Consider the following 20,121-nt stretch of genomic DNA (forward strand, 5'->3'; position numbering starts at 1 on the left):
ATTCCTTCCATAACGGAATTACATGGACATTTCAGCCACTAATTCCTTCTATAACAGAATTATAGACATCATTAAATAATCAAATAATGATGCTCTATCATGCCTGCAGAAAAAAAATTGGTAAGCCGAAAAAGGTATCTGGATGCTCTGACACCATTCAAAGGGAACGGCAATGCCAAAGTGATAACGGGCATAAGGAGATGTGGAAAATCCTCTCTGCTGGACACATTTATCGAAACGATCCCTGAAAACTACAACGTGATTATGATCAACATGGAATTTGCCCAGAACGATGAACTTAAAAACTGGAAAAAAATGCTAGAATACGTTGAGTCCAAACTAGATAAAAAGAAAGAAAACATATTGATCGTGAATGAAGTGCAAGATATTACGCAATGGGAGCTTGCGATCAGAGACCTCATCGCAAAAGAGTCGTGCGATATCTACCTGACCGGTTCTAACTCCAATCTCCTTTCATCGGAATATTCTACGTACCTCGGAGGGAGATACGACACCGTCCATATGCTGCCGCTTTCTTTCTCGGAGTGTGTGGAATTCAACAAACGATACAAAGGAGAGAGCGATCGAGATAAGCTGCTTGAAAGATTTATCAGAGTGGGGGGATTCCCCATTATTTGGCGTTTTGACCAGGACGAAGATTCTGCCATAAAGACCGTCAGGACCCTTGTAGATTCTTCGATCAATAACGACATCGCGATAAGATACAGTGTGCGTAATGTGGATTTTGTCAAAAAGGTATTGAAGACCGTGGCATCAACGGTGGGCAGTTATGTTTCGGCGATTAACATATACAACACCCTGGCATCCTCCGGGGCACCTGTTTCTAAAGAAACGGTTTATGATTACCTCGAGTACCTCGAAGCTGCGAACCTGATCATCAAGGCGGAGACAATGGACATTAGAGGCAGGGCGATCTTAAGATCCTCTTATAAGTATTATCTAACCGACCTTGCCATAAAGCACGCTCTTATCGGGTATCGCCCGGAGGATATATCGGGGCACATAGAGAACATCATATTCACTGAGCTCCTTGGAAGAGGATATAATGTAAATGCGGGGCGTTCAGACGAAAGAGAAGTGGATATCGTAGCGGAGAAAGGAGATGAGCGCATTTATGTGCAGGCGTGCACAATGTTCGGTTCCGACGAAACCGTGAGGAGAGAGTTGGGAAGCTTGGAGTCGATCAGAGACAATTATCCTAAATTCGTTGTGCTAAAGGATCCGGGCGCATTCCGAGGAGTCACATCAAAGGGCATAGTGATCTGTGGGCTCATGGAATTCATAGAAATGGAAAACTACCGCATAACTCCGTAACAGATCGGAATTGAGCATATCAAGGCAGTGTGTTTTATCGGACAGGGTACCACGCACAAATAGGTTTTTACTGCTGACGATATCGGCTGGTATTTTATTTCATTTTCACGGTCACACGCAGTCCTGGAACCTTTGACTCTAACTTACGCAGGAATTCCTGCTTCCTCGATGGAGAAATACAGATCTCTTTTCCCACAACGTATTTTATCGTCATTTGATCAAACGAAAGTACAGTTCTTCCCATGTAGAAATCGGTCAATTTGGCCAAAAAGTGCGTCCTCTCCTCTACCGCCGTGATCGCTGTGTATCTGATCTCATCGTTCCCCCATACACCTTTTATCTGAAGGGCATCTTCATTGAAAATATACTTCAGCCTGTGCCACATTAATATCAACAATATCAAAGGGATCGATAACAAAGGCACCACATAAAGAACGACCCAATCTTGGTTGATCGTGAAGTCGTAAACCAGATACACGGCACACCCTATAAAAAACGCCGATAAGGCATAGTACCAAATACCGATCTTCGACCTGAAAACAGACCTTTGGGACACGGAAATAAATAGACCATCTCAGATAAATACTGCCCGATGTCAAAGGGGATGAAAGCTTGTTTTCAGAAACGGGCGATCAATGCAATCACCTTATTACTCTTATTACCACAAAAATTATGATCAAACCCACAACATAGGCTATGTAAAGCGATTTCTTAGTCGGTGACAAAGCCTTCCAACTTTGGTACTTCACACTGGCTTTCTTTTCCCCTCCGGGCGCGAACACTTCCGGATCTTTGATCCTTGATCTCAACGCCGAAAGGAACTCCTGCTTCTTGGCGGGGCTGATGTTCACCATCCCTTCTCGTCCGTTAATGTCGGTGTAAGTGATCCACACTTGTTTTGACGATGCTACAGAGGGTGTGAAGTTGAATAAGAAAATGGAGCGGTCGACCACTTCTTCCACGCTTTTGATCGAAGTGTAATATATCTCGACGGTCTTGAAATACCGCCTTATAACCAGCACGTTTTCTTTCAGAATATATCTTATCCTTACAAAGAACAACACAACTGGGAATATGAGGATGCACACACATGCCACATACATGATAATGATGTATGATATCATCCCGTTTAATTCGCCACCACTCATATCGTTCGAGTCCATCATTGTCACAATCAGAAAGACCATCATGACGCAGATGAAGACCGTTCCGATCAGAGTTATGACCAGATATCCAAGTTTCGGCCTGAATGAAATATCTTCTCGCACAATGGGAAATTATTTTCTATATAATAAATATATTTATTAGACTCTTGCGTTCGGTATCTTGTTTCCTGCCAAAAGGATGAGGGCTGTCCGCCACCGGAGGGTGATCATCGTTCTTATCATTTGAACACGCTCCTGTCCGGAATTCTGGATCTCAGCTTCAAAAGAAATTCCTGTTTCTCCGCCGGACGGATACGTACCTTATCTTCGCCGCCGCTGTGGTTTATGAAGCTTATCTCGATCGTGCCCGAGGCGCCTTTTTCGATCGTCTCCTCCACACGCTTGATCGCAGAATACCTTATCTCAAGTTTTTTCAGTAACAGGTTCAGCACAAGACGGTCTTGTTTCAAAATGTACCTTACTCTGAAATAGAACACTGCAGCAAATAAAAACGGGAAGCATGCAGCCGCAAGCAGGAACAACGCCACAATAATGAATAGGGTGGAGTAGTCGCCTGTCTCTGAGGAAAAATACAGAAGAACAACAAACGCCACACCGAGTGTGATATACACGCGTACCATCGTGAAAACAACAAACCGGCTCAGTTTCAGTTTCGCCCGAAACACTGTGTCGCTCGGCATCTTTTGTCTGATATACTTCCGAGAATAGATAAGATTTGCTTGGTGCGCAGTCAGACACACTTCAATCAGGCACAGATATATACCGACGGCCGCGAAAAAACAATCCCTGCCAACGCTGTTAGAAAAAGAGTTATATCGTCAGTTTCAGATAAGGTTGCATGGACTTCTACGACAAAGACCTTGTTTCCATACGCGACCTCACAAAAGAGCAGATAAATTATCTGCTGGACCAATCTGAGAAGATGATCCCCTATGCAAAGGGAGAAAAGGTGAAGAAGGTGTTGGACGGCAAGGTTCTCGGCAACCTGTTCTTTGAACCTTCGACCAGAACAAAATTATCATTCGAGAGCGCGGCCGGAAGGCTCGGATGCACCGTGATAGATGTTTCCGAGATGTCCATGACCTCCATGTCAAAGGGGGAAACGCTTGCGGACACGATAAAAATGGTGGACGGATACTGCGATGTGATTGTCCTCAGGCACCCTCACGAGGGGGCCGCCAGACTTGCCGCGAAATTCTCCGAGAACCCCGTGATCAATGCCGGGGACGGAGCAGGTTCGCACCCGACGCAGACCCTGCTGGACCTTTTTACGATGAGGTCGGCGAAAGGATCGTTGGAAGGTCTGAATATTGTGTTGGTCGGGGATCTGAAATACGGCCGCACGGTCCATTCGCTCGCCGAAGCGCTCACTATGTTCGGTGCGAAACTGACACTGGTCGCGCCCGAATCTCTGCAGATGCCCAAGGACATCTACAACCACATTGTGGAAAAGGGCTGCAAACCTGTTAAGACAGCAGTTCTGGAGGATGTGATTGACCAAGCCGACGTGCTTTATGTCACGAGGATCCAGAAAGAAAGGTTCCCCGATCCCGCAGAGTACCAAAAGGTGGCTGGAACATACAGAATAGGGAACGCCATACTCCGCGAGGCTAAGAGCGACATGATCGTCATGCACCCCCTGCCGAGACTGGATGAGATCCTTCCGGAAGTAGATGACACGCAGCACGCGAAATATTTCGAACAGGCATTCAACGGCGTACCCGTAAGAATGGCGCTTCTCTGTGCGATACTCGGAGGTGACATAAATGGATAACAAGATCGTAGAAACGAAGATACCTCCGATAAGGAACGGCACCGTTATCGACCACATTGCCAACGGTCAGTCGCTGAACGTCCTCAAGATATTGGGAGTGAACGAGCACAACATCGATTCGGTGATAAGCATCGGGATGCATGTTCCGTCGTCAAAGACCGGATGGAAGGATGTGATCAAGGTCGAGGACAGGGAATTGGATCCGAGCAAAGTGGGAAAGATCGCCCTTATCGCTCCGGACGCAACGATATCCATCATAAGAGACTATTATGTAGCGGAGAAATTCAGAGTGAATCTTGACGACCACATCGTCGGACTTGCGAAATGCAGTAACCCCAACTGCATCACGAACAGGGGTGAACCTGTTGTTCCGGAGTTCCATGTAGAAGTGAGGAACCCGCCGAAACTCAGGTGCGTTTACTGCGACAGGATACTGACCAACATTTCCGACAATCTGCTTTGAAATGAAGATAATAGTCATCGCAGGCATGCCCGGTGCCGGTAAAGAGGAACTGCTTTCGGTAGCGAGGTCTCTCGGTATACATTATGCACGCATGGGCGATGCCGTCAGGGAATTTTATTCAAGATCCCCGAACAAGGGGATGAGCATCGGGGAATTCGCCAGTTCGGAAAGGGAAAAGTTCGGGATCACTATCTGGGCCAAGCGTACGATCGAAAAAATGAATGGCAACATGTTCCTTATCGACGGCTGCAGAAGCATGGAGGAGGTCAGATCGTTCAGGGAACTCGGAGGGGACGTCGTTATCATCGGTATATACTCCTCTCCCGATCAAAGATACAAGAGATTGATCAACAGAGGAAGGGATGATGCTCCAAGGAACATCGATGAATTCAACCAAAGGGATTCCAGAGAGATCTCGTGGGGCCTCGCAGAGGTCTTGGCATTATCTGATATCATGTTGGTGAACAGCTCAAGCCTTGAGGATTTTCATTCTGTTTCAGAGATGACCCTGAAGGGATTGAAATGAGATTTACGACCATGCGCCTCTGCGGGGGCGAAGCACTGATGGCGATACCGGCCGATACCCTCGACCTTGACATGATAAAGGCCGCCGATGTTCTGAGAGATATGGGCGGCAATATCAAAGATGCCGATGACATGATGATAGTCTTCGATTGGGAAGGTATGGAGACCACGATATACCCTCAGGGCAAGATAATGTTCTTTCCGCTCAAGGACCGTTCATTATGCATAAAATATGCAGCGGACATCCTTGGAAAGTTGATCTGAATCTTACCTTACCTTTATATCCTCAATACCCATCCCATACATATGGAACTGATTACCCAGATAATAATTTCTGGTATTCTTTCAGCAGCTTTGTCGATAGTAGCCTACAAGCTCCGGATGCTTACGTACTCGGGAGCGTTGGCCTCGCTTCTGGTAGGGTACACTGTGGGTGTGTTCGGTTCCTTAGAATGGCTGATCCTTTTGATAATATTCACAGCGGCGGGGCTTGCCGCAACGAAGATGGACCTCAGCAATAAAAGAAGTCAAGGGCTTCAGGAGGGCGAGTATGGAGAAAGGACATACAAAAATGTTCTTGGCGTGGGTATACCTGCGATCATATTCGCAGTCCTCTATGGGGTTTTACATGCATATTATGGGAAACAGTATGATCTGGCCATGAGCGTAGCTTTCATAACGACCATCACGGTGGCCGCCGCAGACACCGTGGCAAGCGAAATAGGGGTCAGGGACCCCAAAGTATGGTTGATAACGACCTTTGAGAGGGTCAGACGCGGAACTAACGGCGGCATCTCGGTATTGGGAACGGTGTCCTCGACAGCCGCGGCGATATTTACTGGTCTCATCGGATGGACGCTTATTATTATAATAAACAAAGACATGAGCGCCAATTTGATCTACGTTCTCATACCAATAGTAATGGGCATTTTAGGGAATCTGCTGGACAGCTTCCTAGGTGCGGCGTTGGAAAACAAGAAGAGGATATCGAAATATGTCAACAACAGCGCCAGCGCCCTCGTTTGTGCAACGCTTGGCGCCCTAATCATCTTACTTCTCTGAAACTGCATATATCCGTCTTCCGGGCTTCTCTGTCAATATCGATCCGGCCTTTAGAAATAGCAAGACCCTCATAGCTCGGCCATGCAGAAGAGATCTTTTTAATAAAGGAAATTGAAAGAGGGGTGTTACCCCTCGTTTATCTTAAAGTTTGCAGAGTTTCAGGAGTGATTCCCACTTCTTATCCAGTTCTGCCTGCATGCTCTCGACCACAGACTTCCACTTGTCGCCCTTGAGGTGGCTGAATCTGCCCTGAGAGTTGATCCACTCGGTCACCGGCTTCTTCTCGGCCTTACCGTCGGCGATCCTTTGGCTTTCAGGAGACAAATTGTAATTGATACCGTTCTCCACTTCATACAAAGGCCAGATGCAGGTCTCGACCGCAAGCCTCGATATCGATATGGATTCTTCTGTTGCGAACCTCCATCCTCTCGGACAGGGAGTTATGGCGTTGATGAATGTGGGGCCTTCTGTCTCGAATGCTCTCTGTGCTTTTTGGATCATGTCCTTCCATGCGTGGGGTGCTGCCTGAGCGGCATACGGTATGCCGTGAGCCGCCATTATCCTCGTCATGTCCTTGGGGAACTCTTTCTTCCCATACGCGACGTCGCCTGCCCAGGACGTGGTGGTCGACGCCCCGATGCCGGTTGCACTCGATCTCTGGATACCTGTGTTCATGTAGGCCTCGTTGTTGAGACAGACGTAAAGCATGTTGTGGCCTCTCTCCGCGGCACCCGAAAGTGCCTGCAGACCGATGTCGTATGTTCCGCCGTCGCCTGCGAAGGTCACGAACTTCACATCCTCTTTTACTTTCCCCTGTCTCTTCAGGGCTTTGTAAGCGGTCTCCACTCCCGCACATGTCGCTGCGGCGTTGCCGAATGCTGTGTGTATGTACGGCGTTTTCCACGAAGTATACGGGAACAGTGTTGTCGACACCTGCAGGCATCCTGTGGCTGCCGACACTACTACATTCTTCTCCGTACCCATTAGTATCTGTTTCGCAATTACCGACTCGGTGCAGCCTGCGCACAGCCTGTGGCCGCTTGCAAGTCTGACCGGTATCTTGTTGAGCTCCTGTAATGTCACCGCGGTCATTCTTTCACCCCCAGGTAGTTGATCCTCTTTGCTTTTCCCTTCTCTACATCCCTGAATACTGAAATGAAATCGGAGACCATTGTGTCCGCTCCGCCAAGTCCATAGATGTAGTTGTACATCTTCGGCATGCTCTCGTTCTCCAGTGCTGCGGCGACGACCTCCGGGAACATCGGGCCATATGATCCGATGCTCAGGTGCTTGTCCATAACGATGACCGCTTTCTTTCCTTTCATGAGCTTTGCCAGCTCTGCGATCGGCCACGGCCTGAACATGCGGGGCATCGCTACTCCGACTTTCTTTCCTTCCTTGCGCAGCTGATCGACCGCCTCCTTCATAGTCCCGAAAGTGGATCCGAGGACGATAGCGATATATTCCGCATCATCGCACTTGTATTCCTCGACGATCTTGTACTTCCTGCCGGATATCTTCTCGAAATCGTTGAACACGTCCTGCGCCACCTTAGGCACATGGTGCATCGCCACGACCATCTGATATTTGTGCGGGAAGTAGAACATCGGCCCGTCCATCAGGTTGTGGGAGACCGGGTGCTTCACGTCAAGAAGCGGGTGCAGAGGCTTGAACTCTCCGACGAACTTCCTGACATCTTTCTCGTCGAGGGGAGTTATCCTCTCTATTGCATGAGTAAGTATGAATCCATCAAGATTGACCAGCACCGGCAGCTGAACACTGTGGTGTTCGGCGATCCTCGTTGCCATTATTGACAGGTCGTACGCTTCCTGAACGTTCTCGGAGAACAACGATATCCATCCGCAGTCCCTTGCGGACATTACGTCACCGTGGTCGTTGTGGATGTCGATCGGACCGCTGACCGCCCTGTTGGCGACCGCCATTACCAATGGGACCCTCATCGAGGCCGCTATCGGCAGCATCTCCCACATGAACGCGAGTCCCTGTGAGGCCGTCGCAGTGAATGTCCTCGCCCCTGCGGATGAGGATGTCGTACAAAGCGTGAGGGCGCTGTGTTCAGACTCTACGCAGACGAACTCTGTCGAAACATGGCCGTCGGCGACATATTCTGAGTATTTCTCCACTATTATGGTCTGTGGTGTGATCGGGTATGCCGCGACCACATCGGGATTTATCTGTTTCCATGCGAGTGCGATCGCAGAGTCGCCGTTTATTGCGATATCTTCCTGCTTCATGTTTACTCCCCCTTCATTGTTATTGCATTTTTGGGGCAGACCTTCGCACAAATGCCGCAACCCTTGCAGTGCGTCATCTTCAATCCCTTGATCTTGCCGTTCTCCGTCATGATGCTGTCATCCGGGCAGTATATCCAACAACTAAGACAGTTTATACATTTGTCCTTATCGAGATATGGGATCTGGCCTCTCCAGTCGCCAGTGTGGAATCTCTCGGAGTTCCCCGCCTCTATGACGCGGTCCCCGACAATGAAATCTTTATAGTTAGCTAAGTTGACCATCATTTCACCTCTTCATACGCCCTTTTGAGGGCCGCCACGTTCTGAAGTATCACTTTTTCTTTGAGTTTGCCTTCGAACTTTGCTTTCATATGGTCCTCTATCTCTTTGTACTCGATTATCGGCCTTATTTTTACAAGTGCGCCGAGCATTGATGTGTTGACCATCGGGCGGCCTATCTCCTCTACCGATATCTTCGTCGCATCTACCGCATGGCATTCCGCATTCGTGCCTATCGCATCCTGAAGTTCGAATGAGGAACCGCGATAATTCGCTATTATGGTCCCATTTTCCTTGAGACCTTTTCCTACATCGACCTTGCCGATCAGCGACGGGTCGATCACAATCACTATGTCAGGCTCGTATACCTGTGTGTGAACTCTTATTGGGTTTCCCGATATCCTTGCAAATGCTCTTATCGGGGCTCCCATTCTCTCGGGGCCGAATTCGGGGAAAGCTTTGACGTATTTCCCTGCGTGTATGGCTGTCTCGGCGAGAATCTCGTTCGCCGTGACCACTCCTTGGCCCCCCCTTCCATGCCAACATATTTCTGTATCCATGTTGAATCAACTGAAGTACCGAATACTCATATCTGATTTAAACCTTTCATTGTGATGTTCCATTCTTTGTTTTACTAAATTCATATTTTTTTGCTGATTTTTGTGTTAAATAATCATATATTTTACGAATTTCGAAGTATAGTTGCGAACCTAACTTATTTGAATGATTAAGTTCATATCTCTTTCATGGCGGGAATTGAACTGATACCGATCTCGAAGCCTGTCGACCTGAAGTTCATCGAAGGAAAGCTGAAAGAGATAGAGGCAGAGAGCAAGAAACAAAAGAAAGCGGGCGAAAGACTTGAGTTCATCAGATTGAGGTATCTTGGATATTCGGTCCCGGAAGCGTGCATGATCAAAGGCATAACCATTCAGACCGGATACAATTGGCAGAGTTCCTGGAACGAGAACGGCATTGATTCCGTAATGCCTAACTACGGAGGCGGGAGACCCTCCGCCATGACCCTTGAACAGAAAGAAAGGTTCAGGGATGCGGTGGCAAGGGACATGATGACCACCGTTGAGGCCGGGGCGTTCGTAAGAGAACATTTCGGTATCGAATTCACTCCGAAACACATCCGTTCCATGCTCAGGTCCATGGGATTCAGACATGCCAAGCCGTATGATGTCGATTATCGGCGCCCTGCCGATGCGGAAGGCATTTTAAAAAAAGACTCGGAACAGCGCTGGACTCTGTGAGCCTGAACGATATCGCCTGGGGGTTCGCAGACGAATCCGCACAGAGGATCAGCGTAAACACCGCAAGAGTGTGGTCGTTGGGAAGACCCGTTCGAAAGATGAACTCCGATCGTGTGAACGCCAACACATTCGGGTTCTATGCGATCAACGGTAATTCTTCCGTGCTGTTCCCGGAATCATCCAAAGGCGCTGACATGTGTGCTTTTCTTGATGCGATCCGCGCAGCCAACGGAAACACGAAAGTGCTGATGATATTGGATAACGGCAGGATCCATCATACAAAGGCAGTGAGATCCCATGCGGCCGAACTCAATATCGAGTTCCTTTTCCTTCCGCCGTATTCTCCGCAGTTCAATCCGATCGAATTCATATGGAAGACCGTCAAAGCAAGGGTCTCCGGTATGTTCCTTCTCTGCAAAGATCATCTGGTGGAGTTTGTTAAAGAGACATTCATGAAAGAATCCCTGAAAATGAGCTATGCTGAAGGATGGAAGAGGACTTTTTTAATCGACCATGAGTCTAAATAGTTAGGTTCGTGATTATAATCTGCATATTGTGAATACGCTTGTATCTGTCCATAATCTACTCTTTTTTTAGTAGTTTGGAAAAAACATATTAAAATGATGAACCCATACCGAGGCTTGGTGATAGGGCAACAGTCCTGCTCTGAAACTTCTTCCAAGAGTGTAATTCCCATGGACAAGAAGATAGTAGATGTTAACGAACTGCGCGTTGATGACATACCCTATGTAGGAGGAAAAGGAGCTAACCTCGGGGAGCTCACTTCGGCAGGTTTTCCTGTCCCGGGCGCATTCGTCCTGACGACCGTTGCCTATGACTACTTTTTGGAAAAAAGTAAAATAATGGGAAAAATAGAAAAAGAGCTGAAAAGCATCGATAAAAGTTCTGACCAAAGCCTTGCAGACGCTTCTAAACGCATCAGAGCTCTCTTCGAGGCGCACGAGATCCCTGAAGACTTGAAAAAGGAAATCATATCAAGCTACAGGATAGTTGTTCCCAAAGGAAAAACAGGTTTTGTCGCCGTAAGGTCGAGCGCAACCGCCGAGGATCTTCCCGATGCGAGTTTCGCGGGACAACAGGAAACATTCCTTAACGTCAAAGACGAGAACGACCTCATTGACAAGATCAGAAAATGCTGGTCGTCCCTTTTCACGGCGAGAGCGATATCTTACAGAGAGAAACAGGGATTCGCTCACAGCGTGGTCAAGCTGGCCGTAGTTGTACAAAAAATGGTGAACTCCGAAGTATCGGGGATAATGTTCACGGTCGATCCGCACAGCGGTGCGAAGAACATAATCATCGAGGCTGGGTACGGCCTCGGAGAGGCCATCGTGGGCGGCGAAGTGACACCCGACACATATGATGTGGACAAGTCGAAGATGGCCATCACAAAAAAGAGGATCTCCACTCAGAAATGGAGATATATAAGGGGGCCGGACGGCGGGAATGTCAAAGAGGACGTACCGGCCAGTGATGAAAAGAAACAGAAGATAGAGGACCGCCGCATCCTTGAAATAGCGGAGATAGGCCGCCAGGTAGAGATACACTATCAGAGGCCGATGGACATGGAATGGTGTATCGAAGGGGGGAAGGTCTACCTTGTACAGGCGAGACCGATCACTGCAGTAGGGAATTCCGGAGGCAACAGTGTGAAAGATGATGTTTCTGGGGAGAGCATTCTCCTATCGGGACTGGGTGCAAGCCCGGGTTTCGCAACAGGTACGGTCAAGATATATGATGAGAAAATGAGTCTCGACGTTGTAAAGGACGGAGATATCCTTGTAACGAAAATGACTATGCCGGATATGGTCCCTGCAATGAGCAGGTCCGTCGCCATCGTCACCGATGAGGGAGGTATGACCTGCCACGCTGCGATAATCTCGAGAGAATTGGGCACGCCTTGCGTGGTGGGCACAGGAAGCGCCACGAATGTCCTGAAGGACGGCGATGTCATAACGGTCGACGGAACGACCGGTACTATCTACAAAGGAGAGATCAAGAAGAAACAGGAGACGGAGAGCCACGCAACTGGTACTGTCTCCGCAGAGTTCATCCCCATCACAGGGACCAAGGTAATGGTCAACATGAGTATGCCTGCCAAGGCCGATGAGGTCGCAAAACTTCCATGCGACGGCGTGGGTCTCATGAGGAGCGAGTTCCTTTTCACAAATTATATCGGAGAGCACCCCTGTGCGGTCATCGATGACGGGAGAACGGACCAATTGATAGACAAACTGTCAGACGGGATAGCAAAGACCGCCAGGGCCTTCTATCCCAGGCCGGTCATCCTCAGGACCTCCGACTTCAAGACCAACGAATACCGCGACATGAAGGGCGGAGCGGATTACGAACCCAACGAAGAGAACCCCATGATAGGGTGGAGAGGATGTTCCAGATACATCTCTAAGAATTACAGGGACGCATTCATTTGCGAGCTCAGAGCGATCAAAAAGGCACGCGACGAGTTGGGGATGAAGAACATCTTCGTCATGCTGCCTTTTGTCAGGACCATATTCGAGGTCGAAGAGATAGTCGGTATGATGGAAAGTGTCGGCCTCAAGAGAGGGCCGGACTTCAAGCTCTATTTCATGGCGGAGATCCCGGTGAACATTTTCATGGCAGAGGAGTTCTGCAAGTACTGCGACGCATTCTCGATAGGTTCCAACGACCTTACGCAGCTTATCCTCGGATGCGACCGTGATTCGGATATCCTCGGACGCATGGGCTACTTTGATGAGAGGAACCCGGGCGTGAAGGCGGCGATATCACACTTGATCAAAGTGGCTCACAAGAACGGAAAGACAGTTGGGATATGCGGTCAGGGACCTTCAGTATATCCGGAATTGGTCGAGTTCCTTGTCGAAGAAGGTATCGATTCGATATCCCTGAATCCTGATACATTCGTGAAGACCAAAAGGAATATCGCATCTGCGGAGCAGAGGATATTGCTCAAAACCCTTAGGGAAATGGACAGCAAGAAGTGATCATCGATCTTTGACCCGATGATTTTCATCCTCGATAAGTCTCTTATTGAGGCCGTCCGCCTGCTCCTGAGGGAGCAGCATTGTTGTCATTTCCATAAAGGGGTGCTTTGCGCCCTCAATTATCTTTACATCATCAAGGGTCCTGAGGCCCCACTTCTCGGCGGTCTTCTCCAACCCCAGTTTTACATCGAGGTTGTTCGGCTCCAGAACGATCGCATTGAATGTCTCGAGACCGGCCCTCTTTGCCGCCATGATCCGGTGGTGGCCGTCCACGACAAGGAATCCGTTCCTTCTCTTTACCAGTACCAAGGGTTCGTTCAGCCCTCTCTTTATCTCGAACTGGCGTCCGATCAGTTCGTCCATGTACACTTCCTTTTGAGTGGGGATGAGTTCTTTTATCGGAACCTCTTGATTGGAAATCTTAAGTCTTATCCCATTCTGCTGCTCGAGCAGATTCTTCACGGACATGACCTTGGCGGGCCTTGATTTTTCTATTTGGGATCTTACAATATCAATGTTCGAGATAATACCGACGATCTTCTTTTCTTCATTGACCACGGGGAGGTTCCTCAGACCGTATCTGAAAAGTACCCTGGTCGCATCATCTATCGACATTGACGGGACCACGCAAAGCGTTCCGTGCTTCATGACCTCCCTTATTTTTGAGTTGGGTCTGTCCACGAATCTCAGCAACTCTTTTGCCGTGACGAACCCCAACAGATATCCGTTCTCCGCAATGGGGAACCCATGGAAACTCGAATTGATTATTTTCTCCATGACCTGTGTTACGGTCATGTCCGGAGTTACCGTTTGAACGTTTCTGATCATGTAGTCTGCGACAGTCGGGCTTTGCGTCATATCAATACCTTATCTTAGAGGTGAATGAAAAACCCTTTGACAGAATTAAATAACATTAAATATTATATTTATGTTACTAAGTATCACGAATTGCAAAAATAGTAACATGAGGATAAAATGAATGTTAAGATCATCTCATTGGTTTCGGTCCTGATCCTGTTCTCGGGATTGTCGGTGGTCGTATTCAGTGACAATTCGAACGGCGCTGACTCTACTACTACGATCACCGACGGCACCGGAAAGACATTCACTTATGCCAGGCCCGCGGAGCACATTGTTACAATGGGCTACGCCTCCACGCTTACCGTTGCGATGCTCGGAGAGACGGACAAGATAATCGCTGTGGACACATACTCGACATACAATTACACAAAAGATGAACGCTTGGCAGGCCTTAACGCGTTGAATCTCGGCAGCATTTACACCTCATCGAATAACGACAACATCGTGGCGCAGCTGGTTCAATTGGTGGGAAAGGGAAAAATGAGCCTTGGCGATACCATAATATTGACAACTTACTCGAACGCGCTTACGTTGCGCGATCTGCTCAACGGTATCGGTTTCGACCATGTGCTTGTTTACGGCGTACCGACCTCTCCGATAACCAGCTATGAACAGGTCAAAGACTTCATCAGCGACATATCCGTGATCGTCAAAGGAGATACATCTTCTCTTGTCGGGAATATGGAAGCGGTGGAAAACACCGTCATCAACGGGTTGAAAGGAACATCCGAGAGACCGCCGGCTCTGTTCGTCTGGTATAATAAAACCTCGGGGTATTCAGTCGGCAACACAGGCTCCATTGCCGTTTCCCTGATCGAGGCGGCCGGTGGCACCAATATCGCATACAGCCCGAACAGCGCAACGACATATGGGGACAAGAACACAATTGTACAACTGGTCGAGTCACATCCAAACACTATCATCTTCCTGCAGGACACATACATAAAGGACGGCCACACGGTCGGCGATTTCAGAAACGATGTGCTCGGAGGCGATGCCGGCATACCGATCGTGATCGTAGATTCCAAATGGAATAACTATGACACAGATGCCGCAAGCGGGTTGTGGGTCTTCGCATGCGCATTGCACCCGGAAATATTCCAGGGTGCCATGCCAAGTGCCGACGGATCCTCAACATTGTATGTCATACCCATACAGGCTTCGAGAGCCGGCACCGTCGGCGGATCCTCCAGCTCTGATCTGGCACTATACGCTATAGCCGGACTTTTGGTCGGACTTATCATTCTTGGATTTGCATATTTCTACCTCAGGAGGCCATAAACAGATGGAACACAACGGATGTGTTCGATCGGCCTTTTTCCGCATTGTAACGGGGCTGAGTTGATGATACCCGACCCGGACAGAAAGAGGAAAAGGTTGCTTTTGACGGTTGCGACACTTACATTGATATTGATATTCTCTGTCTTCCTGGGTCTGTCATGGGCACCCGATCATTTGTCACTCTCGGATGTTTGGCATGTGCTTATCGGCAAAGGTACCTGGGCCGATGGCATTATCGTTAATTCCAACTCTAAGAGGGTTATCTTCGGTGCCTTTGTGGGTGCGGCCCTGGGCGTAACAGGCGGAATAATGCAGGCCGTATTCAGGAACCCTCTTGCATCACCGTACATACTGGGTCTGTCGTCCGGAGCTTCATTGGGTGCGGCGATCGCCATATTGTTCTCGATACCGATCATACCTTTGGCAATAACACAGCCGCTGCTGGCATTCGTGTTCTGTCTCGGAACGATGTTCCTTGTATACATGTTATCAAGGAGCGGGGGCAGCGTGAGGACGGAGACCCTGATACTTGCCGGTGTCGCGATATCATCCCTGATGACTGCCGCAGTATCATTCCTAACATACATCGCGCCGAGCGAACAGATGGGCAGTATCGTCTTCTGGTCCATGGGGAACCTCGGCACTGTCACGTGGGAAGAGATGGCATTTGCGATCCCGATAATAACTGTCGGCATAGCTGTCATGCTTACGCAGTCTAAGAGCCTGAACGCCATGATGCTCGGCGATTATCACGCAATGGACCTCGGAGTAGATGTCAGAAGGGCCCGGATCTTCCTTTTGGTCGTGTCTTCTCTGGTTGTCGCTGCCGCCGTGGCATTCGTAGGGGCTATAGGTTTTGTCGGATTGGTCATACCGCATATCTTCAGATTGTTCCTGGGGCCGGATAATCGTCTGATCCTTCCGCTAAGTGCCTTCGGGGGCGCTACATTCATTTTATTATGCGATTACGTAGCCCATCTCGGCTCCTCGCTCTACGGAGTTATGCCCATAGGCATCATTACCTCATTCATCGGAGCTCCGTTCTTTATATATCTGCTTTCCAGAAAGAGAAGCGAGGTGGGATGGTGAGCCTTCTCGATATTGAATCGCTTTCATACAAATATGATGAGAAAATAGTTCTCGATCAGATAACGCTCGGCATAAAGGGCGGAGAGATAATAGGGATACTCGGACCGAACGGATGCGGAAAGACCACTCTTCTAAAGAACCTTAACAGGAACCTGAAGCCTCACGGCGGCTGCGTCTTGATCGAAGGGACCGACATCGACGGCATCTCAAAGAGAGAGATCGCGCAGAGCATCGCCGCGGTCCCTCAATCGAATGAGATAAGGTTCGCTTTTACCGTAAAGGAAATAGTGACAATGGGCAGGATGCCTTTCCAGGAATCCTTCAGGGGGGAAACGCGAGATGATCTTACTATTATAGAAAAAGCGATGGAGCAGACCGGCCTGACAAGGTTCGCCGACCGATACGTTAACACGCTCAGCGGGGGAGAAAGGCAGCGTGCTATAATCGCCAGAGCAATTACCCAGACGCCTAAGATAATACTCATGGATGAACCCACTTTGCACTTGGACATTAACATGCAGTTCGAGGTCCTCGACCTGATCCAGAGACTTTCAAGAGAGAATGATCTCGCTGTTGTAATAGTCTCGCACGATCTTCCCATGGTCACAAGGTACTGCGACCGCGTGGTGCTTATCCATGATCATAAGATCTTTGCCATGGGGACCCCTGAAGAGACCCTTACTAAAGAGAATATGAGGATCGTATTCAACGTCGATGCAGAGTTGGAAAAGGACCCGCGCACCGGAAAGACCACCGTACGTCTTTTCGGCTCATACAGGGAATAAGGAATCTGGCTTCTTATCGGGGTCTGAAAGAACCATTAAATATTATTTCTTATTATCAGAGCTTACTGCCCTGGTAGTGTAGCGGCCTATCATGAAGCCCTGTCGAGGCTTCGACTCGGATTCGAATTCCGGCCAGGGCGCCATTGTTTCCGAATTTTGTAACGCAACGAACGAAACTCATAACCGAAAATTCTTTTTATCATATACACTACCCCGCTATCATGCGTTTCGTGCTCAGAAGCAAGATCCACAGAGCGACCGTCACCGAGACAAGGCTCGATTACGAAGGGAGCATTACTGTAGATGAGGTTCTTTTGGAAAAGGTCGGGATATGGGCCGGAGAAAGGGTCATGATCGCCGATGTCGACAACGGCGCGCGCTTTGAAACATATGTCGTCAAAGGAGAGAAGGGGAGCGGCATAATTGCGCTCAACGGCGCTGCGGCGAGACTCTGCGAGAAAGGCGATAAGATAATCATAATGGGTTATGAGCTGACCTCGGAACCTATCAAAGCCAAGATAGTCCTTGTAGACAGCAACAATAAAGCTGTCAAGGAATTGTGATGTACCAGATATTCTCCGACGGAGGATCGAGAGGTAATCCGGGGCCTTCTGCATATGCGATCGTTGTGACAAAGGACGATAAAGTGATATTCAAAGGCTCGGAGTATTTGGGAATAAACACCAACAACTATGCCGAGTACCGCGGACTGATCGCAGGTCTGACCAAAGCGATCGAATTGAAGGCCGAGAACGTGGATTTCATAATGGATTCTCAGCTTGTAATAAAACAGATGAACGGCGAGTATAAGGTCAAGGCGGAGAACATAAAGAACCTCTATCTGGACGCTAAAGCACTGTCATCGATGATCCCCAATATAAGATTCAGGAATGTCAGACGGACGGAAATGCTCATTCCAATGGCCGATGCTTTACTGAATATCGAATTGGATAACCATCAGTGATCGATCTCGGCCTTAAGGCGGCTTATTTTCACCAACTTCTGCTCACCTGATGACATGTCTCTCAACGTGACGGAGTTGTTCTTCATTTCTTCGCTTCCTACGATAACGACGAACTTCGAACCAATCGATGAAGCATATTTCATCGCTTTCGCCATCTTCCTGTCAGCAAGATCTATGTCGGCGGATATTCCTTCCTTCCTGAGCATGCCGACGATCTCGAACGCTTTCATCTTCATGTCATCAGACACCGATATAACATAAGCATCCATCTTCTTTGATTGAAATACTGCGCCTTCTTTCTCAAGTGCCAGCAGTACTCTGTCGAACCCTATCGCAAAGCCTGTGGAGAATACTTTCTCTCCTCCGAATAACTCCGATAATGTATAAGATCCGCCTCCGCAGACCTGCTTCTCCGCGCCCAACGCGGGGGCCTCTACCTCGAATACCATCCCCGTATAGTAATCGAGGCCGCGGACGACCCCCATGTCTATCTCGGGAGCATCTATTCCCATCGCAGACAGATATGAAAGGACCTGTTTCAAATATTCCGATTCCTCGCCCGGGACTTTACTCAGAACTTCGACGCCGCCGACCGTCTCTGTCAGTTCGAATATCGAGTCCGCGTCGGCTCTGGCGACGCCTGCCGCTTCCATCAGCGGCCATGCTTCATCATAGAGCTTCTTATCCAATTTCTGCAGGATCTCCGGCATTTTCTCAGATATTACTCCCGCCTGTGTGAGCTTTCTTTTCAGTATGCCGATGTGGCCGATGCGCGCCTTATATTCTTTCAAACCGAGATCCTTGATCATTGTGGTCGCAGCGGCAACTACTTCCGCATCTGTCTGCGGAGTGGCTGTGCCGATTATTTCCATGCCAAACTGGAAGAACTCTCTGTATCTTCCGCTCTGCGGCCTTTCGTATCTGAAACATTGACCGAAATAGAATACCTTGATGGGTTTCGGCTCGTTGCTCATGCTGTTCACGAAGAACCTCATCGTGGGCGCCGTCAGCTCCGGCCTGAGTGCCAGATCCCTGTCTCCTTTGTCTTTGAACGCGTACAGCTCGTTGAGGATGTTGAGCCCCGATTTAAGAATGAACAGTTCCGCTTCCTCGAAGATCGGCGTCTGTATCTCTCTGAATCCGAATCTCTTTGCGGTCCGCCTCAGGACACCTTCATAGAACCTTCTCCTTTCCATCTCATCCGGCAGGAAATCCCTTGTGCCCCTGGGGCTTTGCAACATATGGTGAGCGATGGATTGAGAATATATTAGGATGTTGTATGTCGCAGATTGGGAATTCTCATTTTTTTATAGAATCATTCAGAGCTTATATCCACTAAAATACGCCCACACGTTTCTTTTAACTCTGGAACTAAGTTCGTTATCGTTTTCCAAAGGTATCTTTTGTTTACAGCCCCATAATTATGGACAATAACATCTCTGAATCCTGCAATGTCTTTCCATGGTATGTCCCTGTTATCATTTGTCACCCCAAATGATAGAGACTTCACTGCTTCCCCTATCTGGATGATACTGAAGGCACAGCTCTTTTGATAAATGTTGCTTTCAAGAAAATCCGCTTCGTCGTTGCCAAAGAATTCAATGCATTCTTCGATATCATTGCAACATTCTATTATTTTATTCAAAAGAAGTTGATCATTCTTCATAAACGATTACTCCTTCTGACAGGACCGCGTTCAGAAAGTCTGGCTTTAGAGATTTTGTGTCAACAAGATCGATCTCGCGTCCAACGGCGTAGCGTAAATCCTGAAAGAATCCGGACAATGCCAGCAGATCTTGTATTCTCCCGGGTTCAATGCAGAAATCATAGTCGCTGTTTTCGTCGTAGTCCCCTCTTGCGACTGAACCGAAAAGATACACTTTAGCAACCCCGTATCGCTCCGCTACCGGTGCCACTATTTCTTTTAGTTCACCGATAGAGTATATCTTTTTTTTCGCTGACGGCATAATAATGATATTGCCCTCAGATAGTTAAAAACTTTGGAAGATCCCCTCTTCG

At 48.5% G+C, this 20,121-nt stretch carries 25 protein-coding genes and 1 tRNA gene; 15 read left to right on the plus strand and 11 right to left on the minus strand.

Annotated elements, in window-relative coordinates:
* The first annotated feature begins 99 nt into the window (after positions 1-99).
* Positions 100-1,335, plus strand: coding sequence for an ATP-binding protein (locus Mpt1_RS03745; RefSeq protein ID WP_048112306.1), 1,236 nt, complete (start codon positions 100-102; stop codon positions 1,333-1,335).
* 94 nt (positions 1,336-1,429) lie between these two features.
* Here Mpt1_RS03745 and Mpt1_RS03750 read toward each other — a convergent pair whose 3' ends face one another.
* The 3 genes from Mpt1_RS03750 to Mpt1_RS03760 form a co-directional block, all read right to left on the minus strand.
* On the minus strand, positions 1,430-1,813 hold the full coding sequence (locus Mpt1_RS03750) for a PH domain-containing protein (RefSeq protein ID WP_048112308.1): 384 nt from the start codon (positions 1,811-1,813) through the stop codon (positions 1,430-1,432).
* 163 nt (positions 1,814-1,976) lie between these two features.
* The gene (locus Mpt1_RS03755; RefSeq protein ID WP_048112310.1) at positions 1,977-2,603 is read right to left on the minus strand and encodes a PH domain-containing protein; all 627 of its coding nucleotides are present in this window, start codon (positions 2,601-2,603) and stop codon (positions 1,977-1,979) included.
* 116 nt (positions 2,604-2,719) lie between these two features.
* Complete coding sequence (locus tag Mpt1_RS03760; protein ID WP_048112312.1) at positions 2,720-3,181, minus strand: PH domain-containing protein; 462 nt, start codon at positions 3,179-3,181, stop codon at positions 2,720-2,722.
* 158 nt (positions 3,182-3,339) lie between these two features.
* Between Mpt1_RS03760 and pyrB the strand changes: the two genes are divergently transcribed.
* Genes pyrB through Mpt1_RS03785 form a run of 5 tightly spaced genes read left to right on the plus strand, consistent with a single transcriptional unit; the run spans position 3,340 to position 6,325 of the window.
* Positions 3,340-4,275, plus strand: coding sequence for an aspartate carbamoyltransferase (gene pyrB, locus Mpt1_RS03765; protein WP_048112314.1), 936 nt, complete (start codon positions 3,340-3,342; stop codon positions 4,273-4,275).
* A complete protein-coding gene (pyrI, locus tag Mpt1_RS03770) occupies positions 4,268-4,738 on the plus strand; it encodes an aspartate carbamoyltransferase regulatory subunit (protein WP_048112316.1) in 471 nt (156 codons plus the stop codon). Before pyrB ends, pyrI begins: the two co-directional genes overlap by 8 nt.
* 1 nt (position 4,739) lies before the next feature.
* On the plus strand, positions 4,740-5,264 hold the full coding sequence (locus tag Mpt1_RS03775; protein ID WP_048112317.1) for an AAA family ATPase: 525 nt from the start codon (positions 4,740-4,742) through the stop codon (positions 5,262-5,264).
* Positions 5,261-5,527 carry a hypothetical protein gene (locus Mpt1_RS03780; protein WP_048112319.1) on the plus strand — a complete coding sequence of 89 codons (267 nt, stop codon included), beginning with the start codon at positions 5,261-5,263 and terminating at the stop codon, positions 5,525-5,527. The genes Mpt1_RS03775 and Mpt1_RS03780 overlap by 4 nt, the downstream gene beginning before the upstream one ends.
* A 42-nt stretch (positions 5,528-5,569) precedes the next feature.
* A complete protein-coding gene (locus Mpt1_RS03785; protein ID WP_052399279.1) occupies positions 5,570-6,325 on the plus strand; it encodes a DUF92 domain-containing protein in 756 nt (251 codons plus the stop codon).
* 141 nt (positions 6,326-6,466) lie between these two features.
* Here the strand turns inward: Mpt1_RS03785 and Mpt1_RS03790 are convergent, their stop codons facing one another.
* The 4 genes from Mpt1_RS03790 to Mpt1_RS03805 are packed head-to-tail and all read right to left on the minus strand — an operon-like array spanning position 6,467 to position 9,376.
* Positions 6,467-7,417: a thiamine pyrophosphate-dependent enzyme gene (locus tag Mpt1_RS03790; RefSeq protein WP_048112321.1), complete on the minus strand. Its 951-nt coding sequence runs from the start codon at positions 7,415-7,417 to the stop codon at positions 6,467-6,469.
* Complete coding sequence (locus Mpt1_RS03795; RefSeq protein ID WP_048112327.1) at positions 7,414-8,580, minus strand: transketolase C-terminal domain-containing protein; 1,167 nt, start codon at positions 8,578-8,580, stop codon at positions 7,414-7,416. Before Mpt1_RS03795 ends, Mpt1_RS03790 begins: the two co-directional genes overlap by 4 nt.
* Before the next feature lie 2 nt (positions 8,581-8,582).
* Complete coding sequence (locus tag Mpt1_RS03800) at positions 8,583-8,864, minus strand: 4Fe-4S binding protein (protein ID WP_238603088.1); 282 nt, start codon at positions 8,862-8,864, stop codon at positions 8,583-8,585.
* Positions 8,861-9,376, minus strand: coding sequence for a 2-oxoacid:acceptor oxidoreductase family protein (locus tag Mpt1_RS03805; protein WP_238603089.1), 516 nt, complete (start codon positions 9,374-9,376; stop codon positions 8,861-8,863). The genes Mpt1_RS03800 and Mpt1_RS03805 overlap by 4 nt, the downstream gene beginning before the upstream one ends.
* A 228-nt stretch (positions 9,377-9,604) precedes the next feature.
* Between Mpt1_RS03805 and Mpt1_RS03810 the strand changes: the two genes are divergently transcribed.
* From Mpt1_RS03810 to ppsA, 3 genes are all read left to right on the plus strand, one after another.
* On the plus strand, positions 9,605-10,117 hold the full coding sequence (locus Mpt1_RS03810; protein WP_048111303.1) for a helix-turn-helix domain-containing protein: 513 nt from the start codon (positions 9,605-9,607) through the stop codon (positions 10,115-10,117).
* A complete protein-coding gene (locus Mpt1_RS03815; protein ID WP_048111305.1) occupies positions 10,114-10,644 on the plus strand; it encodes an IS630 family transposase in 531 nt (176 codons plus the stop codon). Before Mpt1_RS03810 ends, Mpt1_RS03815 begins: the two co-directional genes overlap by 4 nt.
* Before the next feature lie 168 nt (positions 10,645-10,812).
* A complete protein-coding gene (ppsA, locus tag Mpt1_RS03820; protein WP_048112335.1) occupies positions 10,813-13,122 on the plus strand; it encodes a phosphoenolpyruvate synthase in 2,310 nt (769 codons plus the stop codon).
* Here ppsA and Mpt1_RS03825 read toward each other — a convergent pair whose 3' ends face one another.
* Positions 13,123-13,980: a CBS pair associated ParBc domain-containing protein gene (locus tag Mpt1_RS03825; protein WP_048112337.1), complete on the minus strand. Its 858-nt coding sequence runs from the start codon at positions 13,978-13,980 to the stop codon at positions 13,123-13,125.
* Between the two features lie 117 nt (positions 13,981-14,097).
* Between Mpt1_RS03825 and Mpt1_RS03830 the strand changes: the two genes are divergently transcribed.
* The 6 genes from Mpt1_RS03830 to Mpt1_RS03855 all read left to right on the plus strand — a co-directional run bounded on the left by Mpt1_RS03830 (position 14,098) and on the right by Mpt1_RS03855 (position 18,102).
* Entirely contained in the window at positions 14,098-15,264 is a 1,167-nt protein-coding gene (locus Mpt1_RS03830) for a substrate-binding domain-containing protein (RefSeq protein ID WP_048112339.1), read from the plus strand.
* Between the two features lie 63 nt (positions 15,265-15,327).
* Positions 15,328-16,353 carry a FecCD family ABC transporter permease gene (locus Mpt1_RS03835; RefSeq protein WP_048112341.1) on the plus strand — a complete coding sequence of 342 codons (1,026 nt, stop codon included), beginning with the start codon at positions 15,328-15,330 and terminating at the stop codon, positions 16,351-16,353.
* Positions 16,350-17,138 (plus strand): ABC transporter ATP-binding protein, encoded by a 789-nt coding sequence (locus tag Mpt1_RS03840; protein WP_052399360.1) that lies wholly within the window; start codon positions 16,350-16,352, stop codon positions 17,136-17,138. The genes Mpt1_RS03835 and Mpt1_RS03840 overlap by 4 nt, the downstream gene beginning before the upstream one ends.
* A gap of 67 nt (positions 17,139-17,205) precedes the next feature.
* A tRNA-Asp gene (locus tag Mpt1_RS03845) sits at positions 17,206-17,281 on the plus strand.
* Between the two features lie 78 nt (positions 17,282-17,359).
* Positions 17,360-17,701, plus strand: a complete 342-nt coding sequence (gene panD / locus Mpt1_RS03850; protein WP_048112344.1) for an aspartate 1-decarboxylase — start codon at positions 17,360-17,362, stop codon at positions 17,699-17,701.
* On the plus strand, positions 17,701-18,102 hold the full coding sequence (locus Mpt1_RS03855; RefSeq protein WP_048112346.1) for a ribonuclease HI family protein: 402 nt from the start codon (positions 17,701-17,703) through the stop codon (positions 18,100-18,102). Before panD ends, Mpt1_RS03855 begins: the two co-directional genes overlap by 1 nt.
* On the opposite strand, the gene hisS is transcribed toward Mpt1_RS03855, so the two are convergent.
* The 3 genes from hisS to Mpt1_RS03870 all read right to left on the minus strand — a co-directional run bounded on the left by hisS (position 18,096) and on the right by Mpt1_RS03870 (position 20,069).
* On the minus strand, positions 18,096-19,343 hold the full coding sequence (gene hisS, locus Mpt1_RS03860) for a histidine--tRNA ligase (protein ID WP_048112348.1): 1,248 nt from the start codon (positions 19,341-19,343) through the stop codon (positions 18,096-18,098). The two genes, Mpt1_RS03855 and hisS, sit on opposite strands and share 7 nt — an antisense overlap.
* 74 nt (positions 19,344-19,417) lie before the next feature.
* Positions 19,418-19,768: a HepT-like ribonuclease domain-containing protein gene (locus Mpt1_RS03865; protein ID WP_048112350.1), complete on the minus strand. Its 351-nt coding sequence runs from the start codon at positions 19,766-19,768 to the stop codon at positions 19,418-19,420.
* Entirely contained in the window at positions 19,758-20,069 is a 312-nt protein-coding gene (locus Mpt1_RS03870; protein WP_048112354.1) for a nucleotidyltransferase family protein, read from the minus strand. Before Mpt1_RS03870 ends, Mpt1_RS03865 begins: the two co-directional genes overlap by 11 nt.
* Positions 20,070-20,121 lie beyond the last annotated feature (52 nt).

The sequence above is a fragment of the Candidatus Methanoplasma termitum genome (genome assembly GCF_000800805.1).
GTDB classification, from domain to species: domain Archaea; phylum Thermoplasmatota; class Thermoplasmata; order Methanomassiliicoccales; family Methanomethylophilaceae; genus Methanoplasma; species Methanoplasma termitum.